Genomic DNA, 250 nt, shown 5'->3' on the forward strand with positions numbered 1-250 from the left:
GATAAATATAATACCGAATATGTGATTGCGGCTATTCCATTAGGCGGTTATGTAAAAATGCTTGATGAGCGTGTTGATGACGTGCCGGCAAACCAACGTCATTTATCGTTTAACGCTAAATCTGTACAAGCACGTATTGCCATAGTTGCAGCGGGTCCAATGGCCAACTTTTTGTTTGCCATTTTTGCTCTTGCTGTAATGTATATGGTGGGTGTGCAGTCGGTAAAGCCTGTGGTAGGTAGTATTACCG

Annotated in this window: 1 protein-coding gene; it reads left to right on the top strand. The window is 42.8% G+C overall.

Going from position 1 to position 250, the window contains the following annotated elements:
* Positions 1-250, top strand: a 250-nt coding sequence (locus tag AAEY83_RS17360) for a site-2 protease family protein (protein WP_351061168.1), incomplete at both ends; no start/stop codon positions are given.

It is taken from the genome of Psychrobacter sp. TB20-MNA-CIBAN-0197 (assembly GCF_040309765.1).
Classification (GTDB): domain Bacteria; phylum Pseudomonadota; class Gammaproteobacteria; order Pseudomonadales; family Moraxellaceae; genus Psychrobacter; species Psychrobacter submarinus.